Genomic DNA, 20,312 nt, shown 5'->3' with positions numbered 1-20,312 from the left:
CTTGATATGCGTTTAGATAAGTTTTTGAAAGTGTCACGTTTAATTAAAAGAAGAACATTAGCAAAAGAAGTATCTGATCAAGGAAGAATATCCATTAATGGTCAAGTGGCAAAAGCGAGTTCAGATGTAAAGGTAGATGATGAATTAACAATTCGTTTTGGTCAAAAAATAGTAACTGTGAAAGTAAATGAATTGAAAGAAACGACTAAAAAAGAAGATGCAGCAAACATGTATAGTATAGTTCGCGAAGAAAAAGTAAAAGCAGAAGAAGGCTTGTTCTAAAATGGGTCACCCCTTCATACATTACTATTAGCTAGTATAAAGCTATGGGGGGATTTTCGTGAATAATGGTTACTCACCTATGTCTTCTAATCAACAAAATGTTTCTGTAGAGCATGATATTATCATGCGTGGCAGGCGTGTAATCGATATTACTGGTGTAAAGCAAGTGGAGAGTTTTGATAGCGAAGAGTTTTTACTTGAGACTGTAATGGGTTTTTTAACAATTCGTGGTCAAAATTTACAGATGAAGAATTTAGATGTAGAAAAGGGTGTTGTATCGATTAAAGGGAAAATTCATGAGATGCTGTATATCGATGAGAATCAAGGGGAGAAAACTAAAGGTTTCTTTAGTAAGTTGTTTAAATGAGCCTAACGATTCAGTTGTATACAATGCTTTCAATGATTGGAATGGGTGCTTGGATTGGTGCATCTTTAGATACGTATCAACGATTCTTAAAACGCCAAGAGCGTAAACGTTGGCTTGTATTTATACATGATATACTATTTTGGATTGTCCAAGCCTTATTCGTTTTTTATGTATTACTGCTCGTGAATGAAGCTGAATTACGTATATATGTATTTTTGGCATTACTATGCGGTTTTGCGGCATATCAAAGTTTATTGAAAGCAGTATACATGAAGATGTTAAATTTTCTCATCTATATTTTTGTGCAAACAATACAATTTTTTGTTCGAATTATACAGCTACTCATGATAAAACCTGTTATTATTATAGCGCAGCTATTTATTGCATTTATATTATTCTTATTTCGTGTACTGCTTTCAATTGGACATGTGTTATGGAAAATGGCGATTTGGATATTACTTTTCATGTGGAAAGTTTTTTTCTGGCCTGTTCGATTTATTGCTTCACTCATATGGAAACTTCTCCCTAATCGTGTTAAACTTTTTATAACGAAGCATGTAGGGTTCCTGCAATATATAGCAAAGTTGAAGGGACATATCTTCCAATTATGGGAGCGTATAAAAAAGAAGTTAGGGGGACCTCGGAAATGAGGGAACTGAGACAAAGAACAATCGAAAAACAGAGTCCAAATCCTGTTAAAGAACATATAATACAAACGGATGAGAACAGGAAGCGACTTTATCGCCGTTTAGCGGTTTTTCTTGTCTTTGCTTTTACAATTATTGCGAGTATTAGTGTAACGTTTTATCAACAAAACAGTTCCATTAAAGCAAAAGAGGCAAAAGTTAAGGACATGAAAAAAGAACTGGATTCATTAACGAAAAAGAAAAAAGTCTAAAAGACGAAGTTCAAAAGTTAAATGATGAAGAGTACGTTTTAAAGATTGCTAGAAGGGATTATTTCTTCTCCGGAAAAGGGGAGATAATTTTTCCTGTTTCTAAGTAGAGTATGTCTTATTGACACTATATTTTAGGATTATATATAATAAAGTAAAATTTGACTTTTTAACCACTAAGGAGGAGCATTTTTTTTATGTCAATCGAGGTAGGCAGCAAGTTACAGGGTAAAGTAACAGGTATTACAAATTTTGGCGCTTTTGTGGAGCTGCCAGAAGGCTTAACGGGTCTTGTTCATATTAGTGAAGTTGCTGATAATTATGTGAAAGATATTAACGATCACTTAAAAGTGGGCGACCAAGTAGAAGTAAAAGTTATTAATGTTGAAAAAGATGGAAAAATTGGTCTATCTATTAAAAAAGCGAAAGAACGCGAAAAAACAGAAGGAGATCGTCCACGTGGTGAATACCAACAACGCGGTGGTGATCAACAACGTTCTGGACGTCCACAACGTAATAATCGTTCTTTCAACAGAGATAACCGCGGTGGCGGTAACGACCGAGCTCCAAAAGAAACATTTGAGCAAAAGATGGCACGCTTTTTAAAAGATAGTGAAGATCGTTTAACTTCTTTAAAGCGTAACACAGAATCTAAACGTGGTGGCCGTGGCGCACGTCGCGGATAATAAGTCCGTTTAATTCTTAGCATATAGAGAGGTACCCAGAGTAATTACTCGGGTACTTTTTTATGTGAGAGAATATATTTTTAAAAAAAATTTTTGAGATGTATTGACTTTAAAACATATATGATGTAAGATACTAATTGTCCGTTAAATACGACGACATGGCGGTGTAGCTCAGCTGGCTAGAGCGTACGGTTCATACCCGTGAGGTCGGGGGTTCGATCCCCTCCGCCGCTATATTTAATTTAACGGCCCGTTGGTCAAGTGGTTAAGACACCGCCCTTTCACGGCGGTAACACGGGTTCGAATCCCGTACGGGTCATCTAAAAAGATCATGCAAATTGCATGATCTTTTTTTGTTAAGTAAATTAAGACATACAACACTTCTACAAAATCACCCTATATCTTCTGAATATTCCATCGTCTATAAATGGATAAATTAAATACTGTGTATATATGTAGACTTATTTCGAATAAAACGTCGAACGATTATAAAAGTGAAAACTGTTGTTTTGACAAAAATCCCAATAATCATCTTTTATAATGACAGTAATTAAACTATGCAGGTGGTGTTAAAAATATGCCTAAAGCAGGAAGGAATACTATGAATACAAGTACATTGGCGATGAATGAAAGTCAGCTTGGAACAATGAAGTGGACAAGTAAGTTGCGAATGAAATTTGAACAAGTTTTCTTTAGATGGGGATTCATAATTGTTGTTATTGGTTTTCTTTTGGGACGCGCATATATATTAACGAACATCTTACCTTTTGCATTGCCGTTTTTTGCTGCTGTTTATGTTATGAAGCGAGATAAAATGCCGCTCGCATTTTTAGCTCTGATGGGAGGAGCACTTTCAGTTTCGATAGATAATTTATTTTTTACTTTTGCATCTATTTTTACTTTCTTCATTTATAATATCTTCTTTAGTCGATTTACACGTAAAACTGTTGGACTTGTACCATTCCAAGTATTTATCTCCGCATTAACCGCACATTTAGTTGTTGTATATTTTGCGCAACAAACCGTCACCATGTATGACTTGCTCGTTAGTACGATCGAAGCAGGGCTTAGTTTCGTATTAACGATGATATTTCTGCAAAGTGTTCCACTCTTGGTGGAAAGGAAAGGGAAACAACAAGCGTTAGAAACAGAAGAAATTGTTTGTTTAATTATATTACTAGCATCTGTTTTAACGGGTACAACAGATTGGTTCGTTTATGATGCTTCTATTCAACATATTTTCACTAGATACTTAGTATTAGTATTTGCATTTATTGCTGGTGCGGCTACAGGGTCCACGGTGGGAGTCGTCACTGGATTGATATTAAGTTTAGCGAATGTGTCTAGTTTGTCTCAACTTAGCCTCCTTGCCTTTTCAGGGTTGCTTGGGGGATTGTTGAAAGAAGGAAAGCGTATAGGAGTTAGTTTAGGATTATTAATTGGTACAAGTTTAATTACGTTATATGTAGACAAGCAAACAAGTATTGTAACAACCTTAATTGAATCTGGCGTGGCAATTGTTTTCTTTTTATTAACACCGAAACTTGTTATGGATCGTATTGCTAAATTTATGCCAGGTACACAAGAACACTCACAAGATCAACAACAATATTTACGAAGAATGCGCGATGTTACAGCGAACAAAATCAATCAATTTGCTAATGTATTTGCTGCTTTGTCTAATAGTTTTTCTGTATATGGGTACGTGGAAGAGGAAGATAAAGAAACAGAAGCTGATTTATTTTTAAGTACAATTACTGCAAAAACATGTCAAACGTGCTTTAAGAAGGATCAATGTTGGGTAGTTAATTTTGATAAAACGTACGATTATATGAAACAAATAATGAATGAGACAGAAGAAGGAACGTTGCAGCATAATCGGAAGTTAGTTCGTGAATGGGACAAGCATTGTGTGAGAGGGAAGAAAGTAACGGATTTAGTAGCAGGTGAATTAGATCACTTCTATGAGGGACAGAAATTAAGAAAACAAATGAAGGAAAATCGTAGAATTGTAGCCGAGCAATTACTAGGTGTATCAAAAGTAATGGAAGACTTCGCTAAGGAGATACAACGAGAAAGAGAGAATCATCAAGCGCAGGAGGAGCAGATTTTACAAGCGTTTCGTGATTTTGGTGTCGAAGTGGAGCATGTTGATATTTATTGTTTAGACAGAGGGAGTATCGATATTGAAATGTTGATTCCAGCTGTATCTAATGAGCATGGAGAATGTGAGAAGTTGGTTGCGCCGATGCTCTCGGATATTTTAAAAGAAAATATCGTTGTTAAGCATGAAGAGAAATCCTCTTATCCAAATGGTCACAGTTTAATATCATTTGGTTCAGCGAAGACCTATTCTCTTGATACAGGATTGGCTACGGCTGCAAAAGGTGGTGGGTTTGTTTCAGGCGATTCCTACGCGATGATGGATTTAAGTGTTGGAAAATATGCACTTGCGATTAGTGATGGTATGGGAAATGGGCAAAGGGCTCATATGGAGAGTAGGGAAACGGTAAAATTATTACAAAAGATCCTTCAATCAGGTATTGATGAGGAAATAGCGATTAAGTCCATCAATTCAATTCTTTCTTTAAGAACGACAGAGGAGATGTATACCACGCTTGACTTGGCTATGGTAGATTTACGGGATGCGAGTGCGAAGTTTTTAAAGGTTGGATCGACGCCGAGTTTTGTTAAACGCGGCAATAATATTTTGAAAATTGAGGCAAGTAATTTACCGATAGGAATTATTGAAGATGTTGAAGTTGATGTGGTTGGTGAGCAATTAAAAACGGGTGATATTCTTATCATGATGAGTGATGGCATTTTTGAGGGAGCGCAACATGTGGAGAATCACGAGTTATGGATAAAACGTAAAATTAAAGAACTACAAACAGAGGATCCACAAGAAATAGCTGATATTATTATGGAAGAAGTAATTAGGTCTGGTGATGGCTATATAAATGATGATATGACTATTGTTGTGGCGAAAGTAAAGAAAAATATGCCGAAGTGGGCTACGATTCCGATAGTGGGAATGCAGGCGCAATAAAATAATCAAAAAACGTAGTAATACAGGTTTTTTTGATTAAAAAGGTAATGTAATTACTTTGTTGAATCTACAGGAGGAATGTAAGATAAAAATGTGAGTTTTGTACATCTTTTTTTTGCACAATTTTTGTAAAAGTTGTACCATTATATACAGGGTAACTAATGTTGCAGTTCTTGTTTAATGAAAGGTGATTGCGAAGTTGAAAGATGCATTTGTTGGAAAAGTAGATGACTTTGTAAAGCAGCATGATGTATTAAAGAAACATTCAACCATTGTTGTAGGGGTTTCTGGCGGTCCTGACTCTTTAGCTCTTCTATATTATTTGTTAGAAAAAAGGGCAGAAAAGCAACTCGAAATTGTAGTAGCACATGTGGATCATATGTTTAGAGGTAATGAATCTTATGAGGACCTACAGTTTGTACAGGGTCTTTGCAAAGAGCTGGGAGTTATTTGTGAGACGATAAGGATTAATGTGTCGCAATATCAACAGCAATATGGAATGAATGCACAAGTTGCTGCTAGAGAATGCAGATATGCATTTTTGGAAACAATAATGAAGAAATATGATGCGAGATATGTAGCTCTTGGTCACCATGGAGATGATCAAGTAGAGACGATTTTGATGCGCCTTGTACGAGGGAGTACTCCGAAAGGATACGCAGGAATTGCAGTGAAGCGTCCTTTTCATAATGGATATTTAATTAGGCCGTTACTTGGGGTAACTAAGGAAGAGATTGTTGATTACTGTAATAAGTTAAAAGTTATTCCGCGTATAGATCCGAGTAATAAAAAGGAAGTGTATACAAGGAATCGATTACGTAAATATGTCCTTCCTTATTTGAAAGAGGAAAATCCACAAATGCATGAGAAATTCCAAAAATTTAGCGTGCAGATGCAAGAGGATGAGGCTTATTTGCAGGAATTAGCTTTTGAGAAAATGAATAAAGTAATTACAAAAAAAAGCGATAAACAAATTAGCTTATCAATTCCTGCCTTTGAATCCATGTCTATGCCTTTACAAAGGAGAGGGATTCAACTAATATTAAACTATCTTTATGAATATAAGATTCCATCTTCGCTTTCTTCTATACATATTGACAAGGTGATTGAATTTTTTAAGCGGATACAACCTTCAGGTTCATTGGATTTTCCAGGTGGCTTGAAAATTATTCGTACATACGAAGAATGTAGCTTTGGATTTAAACAAGAAATTGTTTCTCCTTTTTTGCAAGATTTATCAGTACCCGGGACAATTACATTACCGAACGGAGATAAACTTGTAACAGAGGTGAGCGAGGATATACCAAGTAACATGAATGAAACAGTGTTTGTTGCTAAGTATAATGATATATCGTATCCACTTCGTATTCGTTCTAGGCAAAATGGAGATCGCATGTCAATACAAGGTATGGATGGTACAAAAAAGATAAAAGCTATTTTTATCGAATTGAAAGTACCAAAAGAAAAAAGAGAAGAATGGCCGATCGTTTGTGACGCAAGTGAAAATATTATTTGGGTACCCTTGTTGAAACGATCTGCATTTGCTATTTCGAAAGAGGTAGCAAAGAAGGGTAAATATATTATTATTCACTACAAAAGCAAGGAGTCTTCCGGGAGGATAATGAAATGATGAATCAAGATATCGAAAAAGTATTAATTTCTGAAGAACAAATACAGGAAAAGGTGCTCGAATTAGGTGCAGTTATTGCAGAGGATTACAAAAATACAGTACCGCTTGCAATTGGTGTACTAAAGGGTGCAATGCCATTTATGGCAGATTTATTAAAGAGAACAGATACATATCTTGAAATGGATTTTATGGCTGTATCTAGCTACGGTCACTCTACTGTTTCAACAGGCGAAGTGAAAATCTTAAAAGATCTTGATACTTCTGTAGAAGGTCGCGATATTTTAATCGTTGAAGATATTATTGATAGCGGTCTTACACTAAGCTATTTAGTAGACCTGTTTAAATATCGTAAAGCGAAATCTGTAAAAATTGTTACATTATTAGATAAACCAACAGGTCGTAAGGTTGATCTGAAAGCGGATTATGTTGGATTTACTGTCCCTCATGAATTCGTTGTAGGGTATGGATTAGATTATAAAGAGCAATACCGTAATCTTCCGTATGTGGGAGTATTAAAACCAAGTGTTTACTCAAATTAATTAAATACAGGCGTTACAATTGTATAGGAAAGTTTTTCTATGTTACGATTTACTATAGTGTTTATGCCGTGAGAGGAGGTTAGGAATGAATCGTATCTTCCGTAATACCATCTTTTATTTACTGATATTCTTAGTAGTAATTGGGATCGTAAGCTATTTTAATGGTTCGACGCAAAAAACGACATCAGTTAGCTACGATAAATTCATTACTAAACTTGAAAAAGGTGAAGTGCGCAATGTGCAGCTTCAACCGAAAAATGGTGTATTTGAAGTAAAAGGACAATTCAATACTTCTAACCAAGGAGAACAATTTGTTACTTATGCACCAAATACTGAGGAATTACAAAAGAAAATTAATGATAAAGCGCAAGGGGCCGAGGTTAAGTATCAACCAGCAGAAGAAACAAGTGCTTGGGTAACATTCTTTACTTCTATCATTCCGTTTGTCATTATCTTCATTTTATTCTTCTTCTTATTAAATCAAGCTCAGGGCGGCGGTAGCCGTGTTATGAACTTCGGGAAAAGTAAGGCGAAGCTATACAATGATGAAAAGAAAAAAATTCGTTTCAGAGATGTTGCTGGAGCGGATGAAGAGAAACAAGAACTTGTTGAGGTAGTTGAATTCTTGAAAGACCCTCGTAAGTTCGCTGAAGTTGGTGCCCGTATTCCGAAGGGTGTTCTATTAGTGGGACCTCCAGGTACAGGTAAAACTTTACTAGCACGTGCTGTTGCAGGTGAAGCAGGCGTTCCGTTCTTCTCTATTAGTGGTTCTGACTTCGTAGAGATGTTCGTCGGTGTCGGTGCATCCCGTGTACGTGATTTATTTGAAAATGCAAAGAAAAATGCTCCTTGTATCATTTTCATTGATGAAATTGATGCAGTAGGACGTCAACGTGGCGCGGGTCTTGGCGGTGGTCATGATGAGCGTGAACAAACGTTGAACCAATTACTTGTTGAAATGGATGGATTCGGTGCAAATGAAGGTATTATTATCATCGCTGCGACAAACCGTCCTGATATTCTTGATCCAGCGTTATTACGTCCAGGTCGTTTTGACCGTCAAATTACAGTAGATCGTCCAGATGTAAATGGTCGTGAAGCTGTACTTAAAGTACACGCTCGTAATAAACCGCTTGATGAGAATGTCAACTTAAGAGCAATAGCAACTCGTACACCAGGATTCTCTGGTGCCGATCTTGAAAACTTATTAAACGAAGCTGCTCTAGTAGCTGCGCGTCAAGATAAGAAGAAAATTGATATGAGCGACATCGATGAAGCGACGGATCGTGTTATTGCAGGTCCTGCTAAGAAAAGTCGTGTTATCTCTGAAAAAGAACGTAATATCGTTGCATTCCATGAAGCTGGCCATACTGTAATTGGTGTTGTCCTTGATGAAGCGGATATCGTTCATAAAGTAACAATTGTCCCTCGTGGTCAAGCTGGTGGATATGCAGTAATGCTTCCGAAAGAAGATCGTTACTTCATGACAAAACCAGAGTTACTTGATAAAATCACTGGTTTACTTGGTGGTCGAGTAGCTGAGGAGATTGTATTTGGTGAAGTAAGTACAGGTGCTCACAACGACTTCCAACGTGCGACTGGCATTGCAAGACGTATGGTTACGGAATTCGGTATGAGTGATAAGCTTGGCCCGATGCAATTCGGTAGCTCACAAGGTGGTCAGGTATTCTTAGGAAGAGACTTCCACTCAGAGCAAAACTACAGTGATGCAATTGCACATGAAATTGATGTGGAAATGCAAACTATTATGAAAGACTGTTATGCTCGTGCGAAACAAATTCTTACTGAAAAACGTGATAAGCTAGATATTATTGCGAAAACGTTACTTGAAGTAGAAACATTAGATGCAGAGCAAATTAATCACTTATATGATTATGGCAGATTACCAGAGCGTCCAACATCTTCAGATGATGTGAAAGTAAACATCAATATGAAGAAAGATGATGAAGACGCAGAAGATAAGTAAGAGATGAAGGAGTGACGATAGTCACTCCTTTTTTATTTGTGGAATGAATGTAAGTGGCAAAAGAATTTAAATAAAACTATTATTAAAAATTGAAATAGAGAGTAATCTTTTTGTACAATGATGAGTATAGAAAAACTGATTATATAAGTATGTGTGATATGATGTTTTTATAAGTTTTATACATACTGCACAAATATAGATTAAATAAGATAAGTGGTGAGAATATGATTTTTGTATTGGATGTAGGGAACACAAATGCGGTACTAGGTGTGTTTGAAGAGGGGAAACTTCGTCAGCATTGGCGCATGGAAACGGATCGTCATAAAACAGAAGATGAGTATGGGATGCTTGTAAAGCAGTTACTTGAGCATGAAGGTCTTTCCTTTGAAGATGTGAAGGGTATTATCGTATCTTCAGTCGTACCGCCAATTATGTTCGCCTTAGAACGTATGTGTGAAAAGTATTTTAAAATTAAACCGCTTGTAGTGGGGCCTGGGATAAAAACGGGCTTGAATATTAAATATGAAAATCCACGTGAAGTAGGCGCGGACCGAATTGTAAATGCAGTAGCAGGTATTCATTTGTATGGAAGTCCTCTTATCATTGTTGATTTTGGTACGGCTACTACATATTGTTATATTAACGAAGAGAAACATTATATGGGTGGCGTTATTACGCCGGGAATTATGATTTCGGCAGAGGCGTTATATAGTAGAGCAGCAAAGCTTCCTCGTATTGAAATTACAAAACCGAGTAGTGTTATCGGGAAGAATACAGTAAGTGCGATGCAATCAGGTATTCTTTATGGATACGTTGGACAAGTGGAAGGTATTGTTAAGCGTATGAAAGAAGAAGCTAAACAAGAACCGAAAGTTATTGCAACAGGTGGATTAGCGAAATTAATTTCAGAAGAATCAAATGTAATTGATATTGTAGATCCATTTTTAACGTTAAAAGGTTTGTATATGTTATATGAACGTAATGCAAATTTACAGTATGAGAAAGGTGAATAAATAAGTATGAAAGATTATTTAGTAAAAGCGTTAGCGTTTGATGGAGAAGTGCGTGCGTATAGTGTGCGTACAACAAACACAGTAAGTGAGGCGCAAAGACGTCATGATACATGGAGAACGGCTTCGGCAGCACTTGGTCGTTCTTTAACTGCGGGTACAATGATGGGTGCTATGCTAAAAGGTGAGCAAAAGTTAACGATTAAAGTAGAGGGTAACGGTCCGATTGGTCCTATCTTAGTAGATGCTCATGCAAATGGAGATGTACGTGGTTATGTAACGAATCCGCATGTTGATTTTGAAGGGACAGAACAAGGGAAATTACGTGTATATCAAGCGGTAGGTACAGAAGGGTTTGTAACGGTAATTAAAGATATCGGTATGCGTGAACCGTTTATCGGTCAATCTCCAATCGTTTCAGGAGAATTAGGTGAAGATTTCACATATTATTTCGCGGTTTCTGAGCAGACACCTTCTTCTGTTGGTGTCGGTGTTCTCGTAAATGGAGATGACAGCGTATTGGCGGCGGGTGGATTTATCCTTCAAATTATGCCGGGCGCACAGGAAGAAACAATTTCATTCATTGAAGATCGTTTACAAAAAATCCCTCCTGTATCAACATTGATCGAACAAGGTCTTTCTCCAGAAGAGCTACTATATGCAGTCCTTGGAGAAGATAAAGTAAAAGTATTAGAAACTATGGATGTTCAATTTAATTGCACGTGCTCACGCGAACGTATTGAGAGTGTGTTAATTAGTTTAGGTAAAACAGAGTTAGAGCAAATTCGTGAAGAAGAAGAAGAGACGGAAGTTCACTGTCACTTCTGTAATGAACGGTATAAATTCGCTAAAGAAGATATTACAAGCCTAATTGAGAGTCTGTAATAAAGAAGTGTAGGCGGAGAATCAGCCGCCCAAATAGATTGACAAACAGGGAATTTTCTGACAAAATCTAAATATAGATAAAACCAATAAAAATACTCGGTGTTAGGAGTGACAGGAATGCGAGTGGCACAATCAGTTTCAGAATTAATCGGGAAAACGCCGATCGTTAAGTTGAACCGCATCGTAGAATCAGACAGCGCAGATGTATACTTAAAATTAGAATTTATGAATCCGGGAAGCAGTGTTAAAGATCGTATCGCGTTAGCTATGATTGAAGATGCTGAAAATAAAGGATTATTAAAAGAGGGCGATACAATCATTGAGCCGACAAGTGGTAACACAGGTATTGGCTTAGCGATGGTAGCGGCAGCTAAAGGATATAAGGCAATTTTAGTAATGCCAGAAACAATGAGTATTGAGCGTCGTAATTTATTACGCGCTTACGGTGCTGAATTAGTATTGACTCCAGGGCCTGAAGGAATGGGTGGAGCAATTCGTAAGGCAACTGAATTAGCAAAAGAACATGGGTACTTTATACCACAACAGTTCCAAAATCAAGCGAACCCAGAAATCCACCGTTTGACAACAGGTCCAGAAATTGTTGAACAGATGGGTGATCAATTAGATGCGTTTATCGCGGGTATTGGTACAGGTGGAACAATTACAGGTGCTGGTGAAGTGCTGAAGGAAGCGTATAAAGATATTAAAATTTATGCGGTAGAACCTGCGGATTCGCCAGTATTATCTGGTGGGAAACCAGGACCACATAAAATCCAAGGAATTGGAGCGGGATTTGTTCCAGAGACATTGGATGTAGCGGTATATGATGAAATTATTCAAGTGAAAACAGAGCAAGCATTCGAATATGCAAGAAGAGTTGCTCGAGAAGAAGGTATTTTAGTAGGTATCTCTTCAGGAGCGGTCATCTATGCAGCGACAGAAGTTGCGAAGAAATTGGGTAAAGGGAAAAAGGTACTTGTTATTATTCCGAGTAACGGTGAACGTTATTTAAGTACACCACTTTATCAATTCGAATCATAATTGAATGCGATTGAAAAAGCATCCTTGAAAGAGGATGCTTTTTCTTTTTGGATTGGAAAAAGGAAAAGAGTGAATGACTAGAAAACTTCATGTAAAATAAGAGGTAGTATAATTAATTTATTTTCACTAGCCCTTGAGTATAATCACTCTCTGTATACATAACTTATGTAGTTGGAGCTGGTTAGTCTAAGAGGGTGGGATAAAAGAAAACGGGGTGTTGATATGCAACGAAGAAAATCTTTAGCACTTTCTATTCCATATCAGTTAGATTTCTTTAAGCAGTATAAATTTCTTTCTAAGGATAAACCGCAACATATTTTGTTAGAGAGTGGACGTGGTGGTCGTTATAACATTGTGGGGCTGGACCCAGTAGCGATAATTCAAGGGAAGAATGAGACGTTACATATAAGGGAAAGTGGTAAGGAAACAATAAAGCAAGGGAATCCATTAGATTTAATGCAAGAATATATGGAGAAATGGAAAACGGACTATAATCCAGAGTACCCGCCTTTTCAAGGTGGTGCAATTGGTTACTTTAGTTATGATTGTATCCGTTATATCGAAAAACTGCCTTCTCTTGCAGAGGATGATCTGAATATACCTGATATATTCTTTTTATTATTTGATGACGTGTTTGTGTACGATCAAAAAGAACAAGTGTTATGGATTATTACGCATTATGTAGATAAACATGAAAAGGCAGAAGAACGATTAAATGCATGGAAGGATCTTTGGGTGAAAGAAGCACCTAAATTGACTATGCCGTTTGAATGTCCTGAAAAGAAAAATGAAGCAGTTGCTTTTACGGAAGAGGGCTTTATAAAGGCCGTTGAACGTATTCAAGAATATATTGGAGCGGGTGATGTGTTTCAAGTAAACTTGTCGACAAGGCAAGAAAGAACTTTACAAACACATCCGCTAGAAATCTATACAAGTCTTCGTGAAATTAATCCATCTCCATATATGGGCTACTTGGAGCTTGGGGATTTTCAAATTGTTAGTGCTTCGCCTGAATTGCTAATTAAAAAACAAGGGCCAGAAGTAAGTACAAGACCAATTGCTGGTACAAGATCCCGCGGTGCGAATGAACAAGAGGATGAAGAATTAGCAAGGGAATTAATTGAGAACGAAAAGGAAAGAGCAGAGCATGTAATGCTTGTGGATTTAGAACGAAATGATTTAGGCCGGATTTGTAAATATGGAACGGTTGAAGTAGATGAATTTATGGTAATTGAAAAGTACTCGCACGTTATGCATATTGTTTCTAATGTGCGCGGTGAAGTGGAAGAAGATAAGGATGCGTTCGATTTAGTAAAGGCTGTATTTCCTGGCGGGACAATTACTGGTGCTCCGAAAATACGTACGATGGAAATTATTGAAGAACTAGAACCTGTTCGCCGAGGGATTTATACGGGGTCAATTGGTTGGATCGGTTATTCCGGAGATACGGAATTGAATATTGTAATCCGAACACTGCTTGCTAAAGATGGGCAAGCGCATGTACAAGCTGGAGCGGGAATTGTAATTGATTCGAATCCAAAAAATGAATATAAAGAGTCGTTAAAAAAGGCAATCGCTTTATGGCGTGCGAAAGAAAGTAGCGAAGAAACGGTTAGGTGAGAGAAATGATATTGATGATTGATAATTATGATTCTTTTACATTTAATTTAGTGCAGTTTCTTGGAGAACTTGGACAAGAGCTTGTTGTTAAGCGTAATGATGAGGTGACTATTTCGGATATTGAGAATATGAAACCAGATTTTTTAATGATTTCGCCAGGTCCATGTAGTCCTAATGAAGCGGGTATTAGTATGGAGGTTATTCAATACTTCGCTGGAAAGATTCCGATTTTTGGAGTTTGCCTTGGGCATCAATCAATTGCGCAAGTGTTTGGTGGAGAGGTTGTTCGTGCAGAACGATTAATGCATGGGAAAACGTCGCCTATGCATCATGACGGAAAGACGATTTTCTCGGATATTCCTAATCCGTTTACTGCAACGCGTTATCATTCGCTTATTGTTAAAAAAGAGACGTTACCAGAATGTTTAGAGATCACATCTTGGACGGAAGAGGGAGAGATTATGGCGCTTCGTCATAAAACGTTGCCGATTGAAGGTGTACAATTCCATCCAGAATCTATTATGACTTCTCATGGGAAAGAGTTGTTACATAATTTTATTCGCAAATATAGTCCAAGTGTGACGTTATGTTAATTTACGTAAATGGCGCGTATGTAGAAGTGAGTGAAGCGAAAATTTCTCCTTATGATCATGGTTATTTATATGGGCTTGGAGTTTTTGAGACGTTTCGTATTTATAATGGTCATCCTTTCTTGTTGGATGATCATTATGAACGTTTAATGGATGCGCTGGATACATTGCAAATCAAATGGACAATGACGAAAGATGACGTAATACGTATTTTGGAGAATCTACTCGTTAAGAACGAATTGAAGCATGCGTATGTACGCTTTAATGTATCGGCGGGTATAGATGAAATAGGGTTGCAAACGAATGTGTATGAAGAACCATCTGTTATTGTTTTTATAAAACCTTTAGCAATTCCAGGAGATGTAGTGGAGAAAGAAGGGGTTATTTTAAAACAAGTACGAAATACACCAGAGGGTGCGTTTCGCTTGAAGTCCCATCATTATTTAAATAATATTTTAGGGAAACGCGAAATTGGAAATGGTGTGAATAAGGAAGGGATTTTCCTTACTGAAGCAGGTTATGTTGCAGAGGGGATTGTTTCGAATCTCTTTTTTGTTAAAGGAGGTACTTTGTATACTCCTTCGTTAGAAACGGGGATTTTAAACGGTATCACTCGTGCATTTATTATAAAGGTTGCTGAAGAGCTGGGTATAGAAGTAAAGGAAGGTTTCTTTACAAAAGATGAATTGCTTTCAGCCGATGAAGTGTTCGTAACGAACTCTATTCAAGAAATTGTTCCTCTTTATTGTATAGAGGGGGAAGATTTCCCGGGCAAAGTGGGAATAGTTACAAAAAAATTTATGGATCTTTATGAAGTGCAGAGAGAGAAGTTGTGGAGCAGAAATGAATTGCGAAGAGGAGATGTGTAATTTGAAGTGGGATTATGATTTACGCTGCGGCGAATATACATTGAACTTAAATGAAAAGACATTAATTATGGGGATTTTAAATGTAACACCAGATTCGTTTTCTGATGGTGGGAGTTACAACGAGGTAGATGCTGCAGTGCATCACGCGAAAGAAATGAAAAATGAAGGTGCTCATATTATTGATATCGGTGGTGAATCTACCCGCCCAGGTTTTGCTAAAGTTTCGGTAGAAGAAGAAATAAAGCGAGTCGTTCCGATGATTCAGGCAGTTTCGAAAGAAGTGAAATTACCTATTTCTATTGATACGTATAAAGCTGAAGTTGCAAAACAAGCGATTGAAGCTGGTGCTCATATTATTAATGATATTTGGGGAGCGAAGGCGGAACCAAAGATTGCTGAAGTTGCAGCCTATTATGATGTACCCATTATCTTAATGCATAACCGAGATAATATGAACTATCGCAACTTAATGGCTGATATGATTGCTGATTTGTATGGAAGTATTAAAATTGCTAAAGAAGCTGGTGTGCCAGATGAGAATATTATTTTAGACCCAGGTATCGGTTTTGCGAAAACGCCGGAACAAAATTTAGAAGCGATGCGTAATTTAGAACAGTTAAATGTACTGGGTTATCCAGTCCTCTTAGGTACTTCAAGAAAGTCCTTTATTGGCCATGTATTAGATTTACCTGTGGAGGAACGTCTTGAAGGAACGGGCGCTACCGTTTGTCTTGGTATTGAAAAGGGCTGTGAGTTTATCCGTGTTCATGATGTGAAAGAAATGGCGCGTATGGCTAAGATGATGGACGCGATGATTGGTAAGGGGGCAAAATAATTGGATAAAATTTATATCCATGATATGGAGTTTTACGGTTATCATGGTGTATTCCCAGAAGAGAATAAATTAGGTCAGAGATTTAAAGTGGATTTAACGGTGGAGTTAGATTTAAAACACGCAGGAGAAAGCGACGACTTGAAGCATTCTGTCAATTACGGGGAGCTTTTCGAACTATGTAGAAAAGTTGTTGAAGATAGAACGTATAAGCTTGTGGAGAGTATCGCTGAAAATATAGCTACAGATATATTGAAACAATATGAGAGTATTTCACGGTGTACAATTAAGGTAATTAAACCGGATCCACCGATACCGGGGCATTATCGTGCTGTAGCTGTGGAAATTACGAGAGAGCGTCCATGAATAATATAGCGTACATTGCATTAGGTTCAAATATTGGAGAGCGTTATACGTATTTAACTGAAGCGATTCAGTTTTTAAATAAAAACCCTTATATCCAAGTTGATGATGTTTCGTCTGTATATGAAACGGAACCAGTTGGCTATACTGACCAAAGTTGCTTTTTAAATTTAGTTATAAAAATTTCTACCAATTTATCGCCGCAAGAATTATTGAAAATAACGCAAAAGGTAGAGAATGATTTAGGAAGAAAGAGGGAAATTAGGTGGGGCCCGAGGACCATCGACCTTGACATTTTACTATATAATCAAGAAAATATTGAAGCAGAGAATCTTATTGTTCCGCATCCGCGGATGTTCGAAAGAGCTTTTGTTATCGTTCCGTTGTTAGAAATTAATCAAGATATAAAACAAGACATTTCATGTTCACAAGTAGAAGAAATGAAAAGGCGAGAGGGAGTAACGGTATGGAAGCAGAAAAATGGGGAAGACGCATTCGTGCTTTTCGAAAGCTAAAAGGCTATACACAAGAAGGTTTTGCTAAAGAATTAGGGGTATCTGTATCTGTTTTAGGTGAAGTTGAGAGAGGGAATCGATCGCCTTCCCAAGATTTTGTAGTAGAAGTTGCTAAAGCATTAAAGGTCTCGATAGATGAACTAATGCCGAAGTGACTATGAAGGAAGGAGCAAATCGAGTGTTAAAGATTGCAAATATTGAGATGAAAAATCCGGTTGTATTAGCACCGATGGCGGGAGTGTGTAACTCTGCATTCCGTTTGACAGTAAAAGAATTTGGTGCAGGTTTAGTTTGTGCCGAAATGGTAAGTGATAAGGCAATATTACTTAATAACAAAAGAACGTTAGATATGCTATATATCGATGAGAGAGAAAAGCCATTAAGTTTACAAATTTTTGGTGGAGAGAAAGAGACTCTTGTCGATGCTGCGAAATACGTAGATAAATATACGACAGCAGACATTATTGATATTAATATGGGGTGCCCAGTGCCGAAAATCACTAAGTGTGATGCAGGAGCAAAGTGGCTTTTAGACCCAAATAAAATATATGAGATGGTAGCGGCGGTTGTAGATGCTGTTGAAAAGCCGGTTACAGTAAAAATGCGTATTGGCTGGGATGAAGATCATATTTTCGCGATAGAAAATGCTAGAGCTGTTGAGCGTGCTGGTGGACAAGCGGTAGCGGTTCATGGGCGTACACGAGTGCAAATGTATGAAGGTCAAGCGGATTGGAATATTATTAAACAAGTAAAGCAGGCTGTAAATATTCCGGTTATCGGAAATGGTGATGTCGAAACACCACAAGATGCAAAGCGTATGCTTGATGAAATTGGTGTAGATGGTGTTATGATTGGTCGCGCTGCCCTTGGAGATCCGTGGATGATTTATCGTACGGTAAAGTATTTAGAGACAGGTGAGTTAATGCCGGAACCAACAGTGCGTGAGAAAATTGATGTATGTATGTTGCATCTAGATCGTCTTATCGATTTAAAGAACGAAAATGTTGCCGTAAGAGAGATGAGAAAGCATGCAGCTTGGTATTTAAAAGGTGTTCGTGGTAATGCGAGTGTGCGTAACGGTATCAATACTTGCGACACACGTGAAGACCTTGCGAATGTATTAGGTGCATTTGTAGAAGAAGTAGAAGCGAAACAACAAACAATTTATGTTGGTTAATAAGGGGGCATAGGAGATTGACATTCTTCTATACACTTCCTATAATTACGTGAAAGAAAGAAGAACTGCCAGTTAGTTGCTGGCAGTTTTTCTAGTTGAGTAGAAAATGCTATACTGTATATATTGTAAAAATTAATAGAGCTGGAGTGATATTAATATCATGGATAACATGAACCACGAAGAATTAAACGACCAATTGCTTGTTCGTCGTGAAAAGCTACATAATTTGCGTGAGCAAGGAATCGATCCGTTCGGTAAACGATTTGAACGCACAAATTCAACAACTGACTTAGTAAGTCTATATGGAGAATTCTCTAAAGAAGAATTAGAAGAGAAAGAAATCACTGTTTCTATCGCTGGTCGTATTATGACAAAACGCGGTAAAGGAAAAGCGGGATTTGCGCATATTCAAGATTTACACGGGCAAGTTCAAATTTATGTTCGTAAAGATACTGTTGGAGATGAAGAGTACGAGTTATTTACGACAGCAGATTTAGGTGACTTAGTAGGTATTGAAGGTAAAGTGTTTAAAACAAACGTTGGAGAACTTTCAGTAAAAGCAACAGGATTTACACTTTTAACGAAATCTCTTCGTCCATTACCGGATAAATACCATGGATTAAAAGATGTTGAACAACGCTATCGTCAACGTTACTTGGACTTAATTACAAGTATGGAAAGCCGTGAAACGTTCGTTACCCGTAGTAAAATCATTCGTGAAATGAGAAGGTATTTAGATGACAACGGTTATCTTGAAGTAGAAACGCCTATGATGCACGCGATTGCAGGTGGAGCGTCTGCTCGTCCTTTCACTACACATCATAATGCGTTAGATATGGAATTATATATGCGTATCGCAATTGAACTTCATTTAAAACGTCTTATTGTGGGCGGGTTAGAAAAGGTTTATGAGATCGGACGTGTATTCCGTAATGAGGGTGTATCAACTCGTCATAACCCTGAGTTTACGATGATTGAATTATATGAAGCGTACGCTGATTATAATGATATTATGAAACTAACAGAAAATATGGTTGCTCATATCGCGAAAAAAGTATTGGGTACAACAACAATCCAATATGGTGATTATGAAATTAATCTAGAGCCAGAATGGACACGTCTTCATATGGTAGATGCAATTAAGCAACACTCTGGAGCAGATTTCTGGAATCCAATGAGTGTAGAAGAAGCGCGTGAACTTGCAAAAGAACATAATGTAGAAATTAAAGATACAATGGAAGTTGGTCATATTATTAATGAGTTCTTCGAACAAAAAGTAGAAGATAAATTAATCCAACCAACATTTATTTACGGTCATCCGGTAGAAATTTCGCCACTTGCGAAAAAGAATGACGAAGATCCACGATTCACAGATCGTTTCGAGTTATTTATCGTTGCACGTGAACATGCAAATGCATTCACTGAGTTAAATGATCCAATCGATCAAAAAGAACGTTTTGAAGCTCAATTAAAAGAGCGCGAGCAAGGTAATGACGAAGCTCACATGATGGATGATGATTATATCGAAGCTCTTGAGTACGGCATGCCTCCTACGGGCGGATTAGGAATCGGTATTGATCGTTTAGTTATGTTATTAACAAATGCACCATCTATTCGCGATGTACTATTATTCCCTGCTATGCGTCATAAACAAGACTAAGCTTTGGAGATTTCTCCAAAGCTTTTTTTATTTTACTATGAGTGACATGAAGGGAGTGGATCTTGATAGGGTAGATAATGCGTTTGGAAATTATATTTATATAGAAGAAACATGCTATTTTTATGCTTTTTTACTAAGTTAAAAATTTTATTAGAAAAACTATTGCATTTTAATAATCAAACTGGTATATTTATATTCGTTGCCACGAGAGGTAACAAAAGAAACAAACGAAAAACAACTTATTAAAAAAAGTTGTTGACGAAAATATAACGAAATGTTATATTAATAAAGTCGCTTCCGAGCGACAAAGTAGTT

At 37.2% G+C, this 20,312-nt stretch carries 20 protein-coding genes, 2 tRNA genes and 1 pseudogene; all 23 read left to right on the top strand.

Features of this window, described 5'->3' with window-relative positions; genetic code table 11:
• The first annotated feature begins 6 nt into the window (after positions 1-6).
• The 23 genes and pseudogenes from CDB3_RS00115 (at position 7) to lysS (ending at position 19,997) form a co-directional block, all read left to right on the top strand.
• Complete coding sequence (locus CDB3_RS00115; RefSeq protein WP_001234880.1) at positions 7-282, top strand: RNA-binding S4 domain-containing protein; 276 nt, start codon at positions 7-9, stop codon at positions 280-282.
• Positions 283-340: 58 nt separating this feature from the next.
• On the top strand, positions 341-649 hold the full coding sequence (gene yabP, locus CDB3_RS00110) for a sporulation protein YabP (RefSeq protein WP_001059100.1): 309 nt from the start codon (positions 341-343) through the stop codon (positions 647-649).
• The gene (gene yabQ / locus CDB3_RS00105; protein ID WP_128853163.1) at positions 646-1,299 is read left to right on the top strand and encodes a spore cortex biosynthesis protein YabQ; all 654 of its coding nucleotides are present in this window, start codon (positions 646-648) and stop codon (positions 1,297-1,299) included. The genes yabP and yabQ overlap by 4 nt, the downstream gene beginning before the upstream one ends.
• Positions 1,296-1,654, top strand: a pseudogene (gene divIC, locus CDB3_RS00100) (cell division protein DivIC). Before yabQ ends, divIC begins: the two are co-directional and overlap by 4 nt.
• A gap of 87 nt (positions 1,655-1,741) precedes the next feature.
• Positions 1,742-2,230, top strand: coding sequence for a S1 domain-containing RNA-binding protein (locus CDB3_RS00095; protein WP_000021449.1), 489 nt, complete (start codon positions 1,742-1,744; stop codon positions 2,228-2,230).
• A 160-nt stretch (positions 2,231-2,390) separates the two neighbouring features.
• Positions 2,391-2,464: transfer RNA gene (locus tag CDB3_RS00090), tRNA-Met, on the top strand.
• A 13-nt stretch (positions 2,465-2,477) separates the two neighbouring features.
• Positions 2,478-2,549 (top strand) — tRNA-Glu (locus tag CDB3_RS00085).
• Between the two features lie 258 nt (positions 2,550-2,807).
• Positions 2,808-5,279 carry a stage II sporulation protein E gene (gene spoIIE / locus CDB3_RS00080; RefSeq protein ID WP_128853161.1) on the top strand — a complete coding sequence of 824 codons (2,472 nt, stop codon included), beginning with the start codon at positions 2,808-2,810 and terminating at the stop codon, positions 5,277-5,279.
• A gap of 199 nt (positions 5,280-5,478) precedes the next feature.
• Complete coding sequence (gene tilS, locus CDB3_RS00075) at positions 5,479-6,909, top strand: tRNA lysidine(34) synthetase TilS (protein ID WP_128853181.1); 1,431 nt, start codon at positions 5,479-5,481, stop codon at positions 6,907-6,909.
• Positions 6,906-7,448 (top strand): hypoxanthine phosphoribosyltransferase, encoded by a 543-nt coding sequence (gene hpt / locus CDB3_RS00070; RefSeq protein ID WP_000981839.1) that lies wholly within the window; start codon positions 6,906-6,908, stop codon positions 7,446-7,448. The genes tilS and hpt overlap by 4 nt, the downstream gene beginning before the upstream one ends.
• An 85-nt stretch (positions 7,449-7,533) precedes the next feature.
• Positions 7,534-9,435, top strand: coding sequence for an ATP-dependent zinc metalloprotease FtsH (ftsH, locus tag CDB3_RS00065; RefSeq protein WP_097832981.1), 1,902 nt, complete (start codon positions 7,534-7,536; stop codon positions 9,433-9,435).
• A 224-nt stretch (positions 9,436-9,659) separates the two neighbouring features.
• Positions 9,660-10,448, top strand: a complete 789-nt coding sequence (locus CDB3_RS00060; protein ID WP_000578370.1) for a type III pantothenate kinase — start codon at positions 9,660-9,662, stop codon at positions 10,446-10,448.
• A 6-nt stretch (positions 10,449-10,454) separates the two neighbouring features.
• Positions 10,455-11,330 (top strand): redox-regulated molecular chaperone HslO, encoded by an 876-nt coding sequence (gene hslO / locus CDB3_RS00055; RefSeq protein ID WP_098361754.1) that lies wholly within the window; start codon positions 10,455-10,457, stop codon positions 11,328-11,330.
• A gap of 117 nt (positions 11,331-11,447) precedes the next feature.
• Complete coding sequence (gene cysK, locus CDB3_RS00050; RefSeq protein WP_071745166.1) at positions 11,448-12,371, top strand: cysteine synthase A; 924 nt, start codon at positions 11,448-11,450, stop codon at positions 12,369-12,371.
• A 222-nt stretch (positions 12,372-12,593) separates the two neighbouring features.
• Positions 12,594-13,991, top strand: coding sequence for an aminodeoxychorismate synthase, component I (gene pabB / locus CDB3_RS00045; protein ID WP_128853160.1), 1,398 nt, complete (start codon positions 12,594-12,596; stop codon positions 13,989-13,991).
• Positions 13,992-13,996: 5 nt separating this feature from the next.
• Positions 13,997-14,584, top strand: a complete 588-nt coding sequence (gene pabA / locus CDB3_RS00040) for an aminodeoxychorismate/anthranilate synthase component II (RefSeq protein WP_000602299.1) — start codon at positions 13,997-13,999, stop codon at positions 14,582-14,584.
• Positions 14,578-15,450, top strand: a complete 873-nt coding sequence (pabC, locus tag CDB3_RS00035; RefSeq protein WP_128853158.1) for an aminodeoxychorismate lyase — start codon at positions 14,578-14,580, stop codon at positions 15,448-15,450. Before pabA ends, pabC begins: the two co-directional genes overlap by 7 nt.
• Positions 15,425-16,285 (top strand): dihydropteroate synthase, encoded by an 861-nt coding sequence (folP, locus tag CDB3_RS00030; protein WP_128853157.1) that lies wholly within the window; start codon positions 15,425-15,427, stop codon positions 16,283-16,285. Before pabC ends, folP begins: the two co-directional genes overlap by 26 nt.
• Entirely contained in the window at positions 16,286-16,648 is a 363-nt protein-coding gene (gene folB / locus CDB3_RS00025) for a dihydroneopterin aldolase (RefSeq protein WP_128853156.1), read from the top strand.
• The gene (gene folK / locus CDB3_RS00020) at positions 16,645-17,160 is read left to right on the top strand and encodes a 2-amino-4-hydroxy-6-hydroxymethyldihydropteridine diphosphokinase (RefSeq protein ID WP_097832974.1); all 516 of its coding nucleotides are present in this window, start codon (positions 16,645-16,647) and stop codon (positions 17,158-17,160) included. The genes folB and folK overlap by 4 nt, the downstream gene beginning before the upstream one ends.
• Positions 17,112-17,315 (top strand): helix-turn-helix domain-containing protein, encoded by a 204-nt coding sequence (locus CDB3_RS00015; RefSeq protein WP_000387027.1) that lies wholly within the window; start codon positions 17,112-17,114, stop codon positions 17,313-17,315. The genes folK and CDB3_RS00015 overlap by 49 nt, the downstream gene beginning before the upstream one ends.
• A gap of 23 nt (positions 17,316-17,338) precedes the next feature.
• Complete coding sequence (gene dusB, locus CDB3_RS00010) at positions 17,339-18,337, top strand: tRNA dihydrouridine synthase DusB (RefSeq protein ID WP_128853154.1); 999 nt, start codon at positions 17,339-17,341, stop codon at positions 18,335-18,337.
• A 160-nt stretch (positions 18,338-18,497) separates the two neighbouring features.
• Complete coding sequence (gene lysS, locus CDB3_RS00005; protein WP_000369685.1) at positions 18,498-19,997, top strand: lysine--tRNA ligase; 1,500 nt, start codon at positions 18,498-18,500, stop codon at positions 19,995-19,997.
• Positions 19,998-20,312 lie beyond the last annotated feature (315 nt).

This window comes from Bacillus sp. CDB3, from assembly GCF_002081505.1.
GTDB lineage: Bacteria > Bacillota > Bacilli > Bacillales > Bacillaceae_G > Bacillus_A > Bacillus_A cereus_AT.
This window is presented reverse-complemented; position numbering and strand designations above follow the sequence as displayed.

Bases quoted from the DNA above. Each gene is read 5' to 3' on its own strand.
- pabC (WP_128853158.1), top strand. From the start codon at position 14,578: ATGTTAATTTACGTAAATGGCGCGTATGTAGAAGTGAGTGAAGCGAAA.
- spoIIE (WP_128853161.1), top strand. From the start codon at position 2,808: ATGCCTAAAGCAGGAAGGAATACTATGAATACAAGTACATTGGCGATG.
- hpt (WP_000981839.1), top strand. From the start codon at position 6,906: ATGATGAATCAAGATATCGAAAAAGTATTAATTTCTGAAGAACAAATA.
- folK (WP_097832974.1), top strand. From the start codon at position 16,645: ATGAATAATATAGCGTACATTGCATTAGGTTCAAATATTGGAGAGCGT.
- CDB3_RS00095 (WP_000021449.1), top strand. From the start codon at position 1,742: ATGTCAATCGAGGTAGGCAGCAAGTTACAGGGTAAAGTAACAGGTATT.
- pabB (WP_128853160.1), top strand. From the start codon at position 12,594: ATGCAACGAAGAAAATCTTTAGCACTTTCTATTCCATATCAGTTAGAT.
- CDB3_RS00015 (WP_000387027.1), top strand. From the start codon at position 17,112: ATGGAAGCAGAAAAATGGGGAAGACGCATTCGTGCTTTTCGAAAGCTA.
- ftsH (WP_097832981.1), top strand. From the start codon at position 7,534: ATGAATCGTATCTTCCGTAATACCATCTTTTATTTACTGATATTCTTA.
- yabQ (WP_128853163.1), top strand. From the start codon at position 646: ATGAGCCTAACGATTCAGTTGTATACAATGCTTTCAATGATTGGAATG.
- CDB3_RS00060 (WP_000578370.1), top strand. From the start codon at position 9,660: ATGATTTTTGTATTGGATGTAGGGAACACAAATGCGGTACTAGGTGTG.
- folP (WP_128853157.1), top strand. From the start codon at position 15,425: ATGAATTGCGAAGAGGAGATGTGTAATTTGAAGTGGGATTATGATTTA.
- hslO (WP_098361754.1), top strand. From the start codon at position 10,455: ATGAAAGATTATTTAGTAAAAGCGTTAGCGTTTGATGGAGAAGTGCGT.
- cysK (WP_071745166.1), top strand. From the start codon at position 11,448: ATGCGAGTGGCACAATCAGTTTCAGAATTAATCGGGAAAACGCCGATC.
- CDB3_RS00115 (WP_001234880.1), top strand. From the start codon at position 7: ATGCGTTTAGATAAGTTTTTGAAAGTGTCACGTTTAATTAAAAGAAGA.
- lysS (WP_000369685.1), top strand. From the start codon at position 18,498: ATGGATAACATGAACCACGAAGAATTAAACGACCAATTGCTTGTTCGT.
- pabA (WP_000602299.1), top strand. From the start codon at position 13,997: ATGATATTGATGATTGATAATTATGATTCTTTTACATTTAATTTAGTG.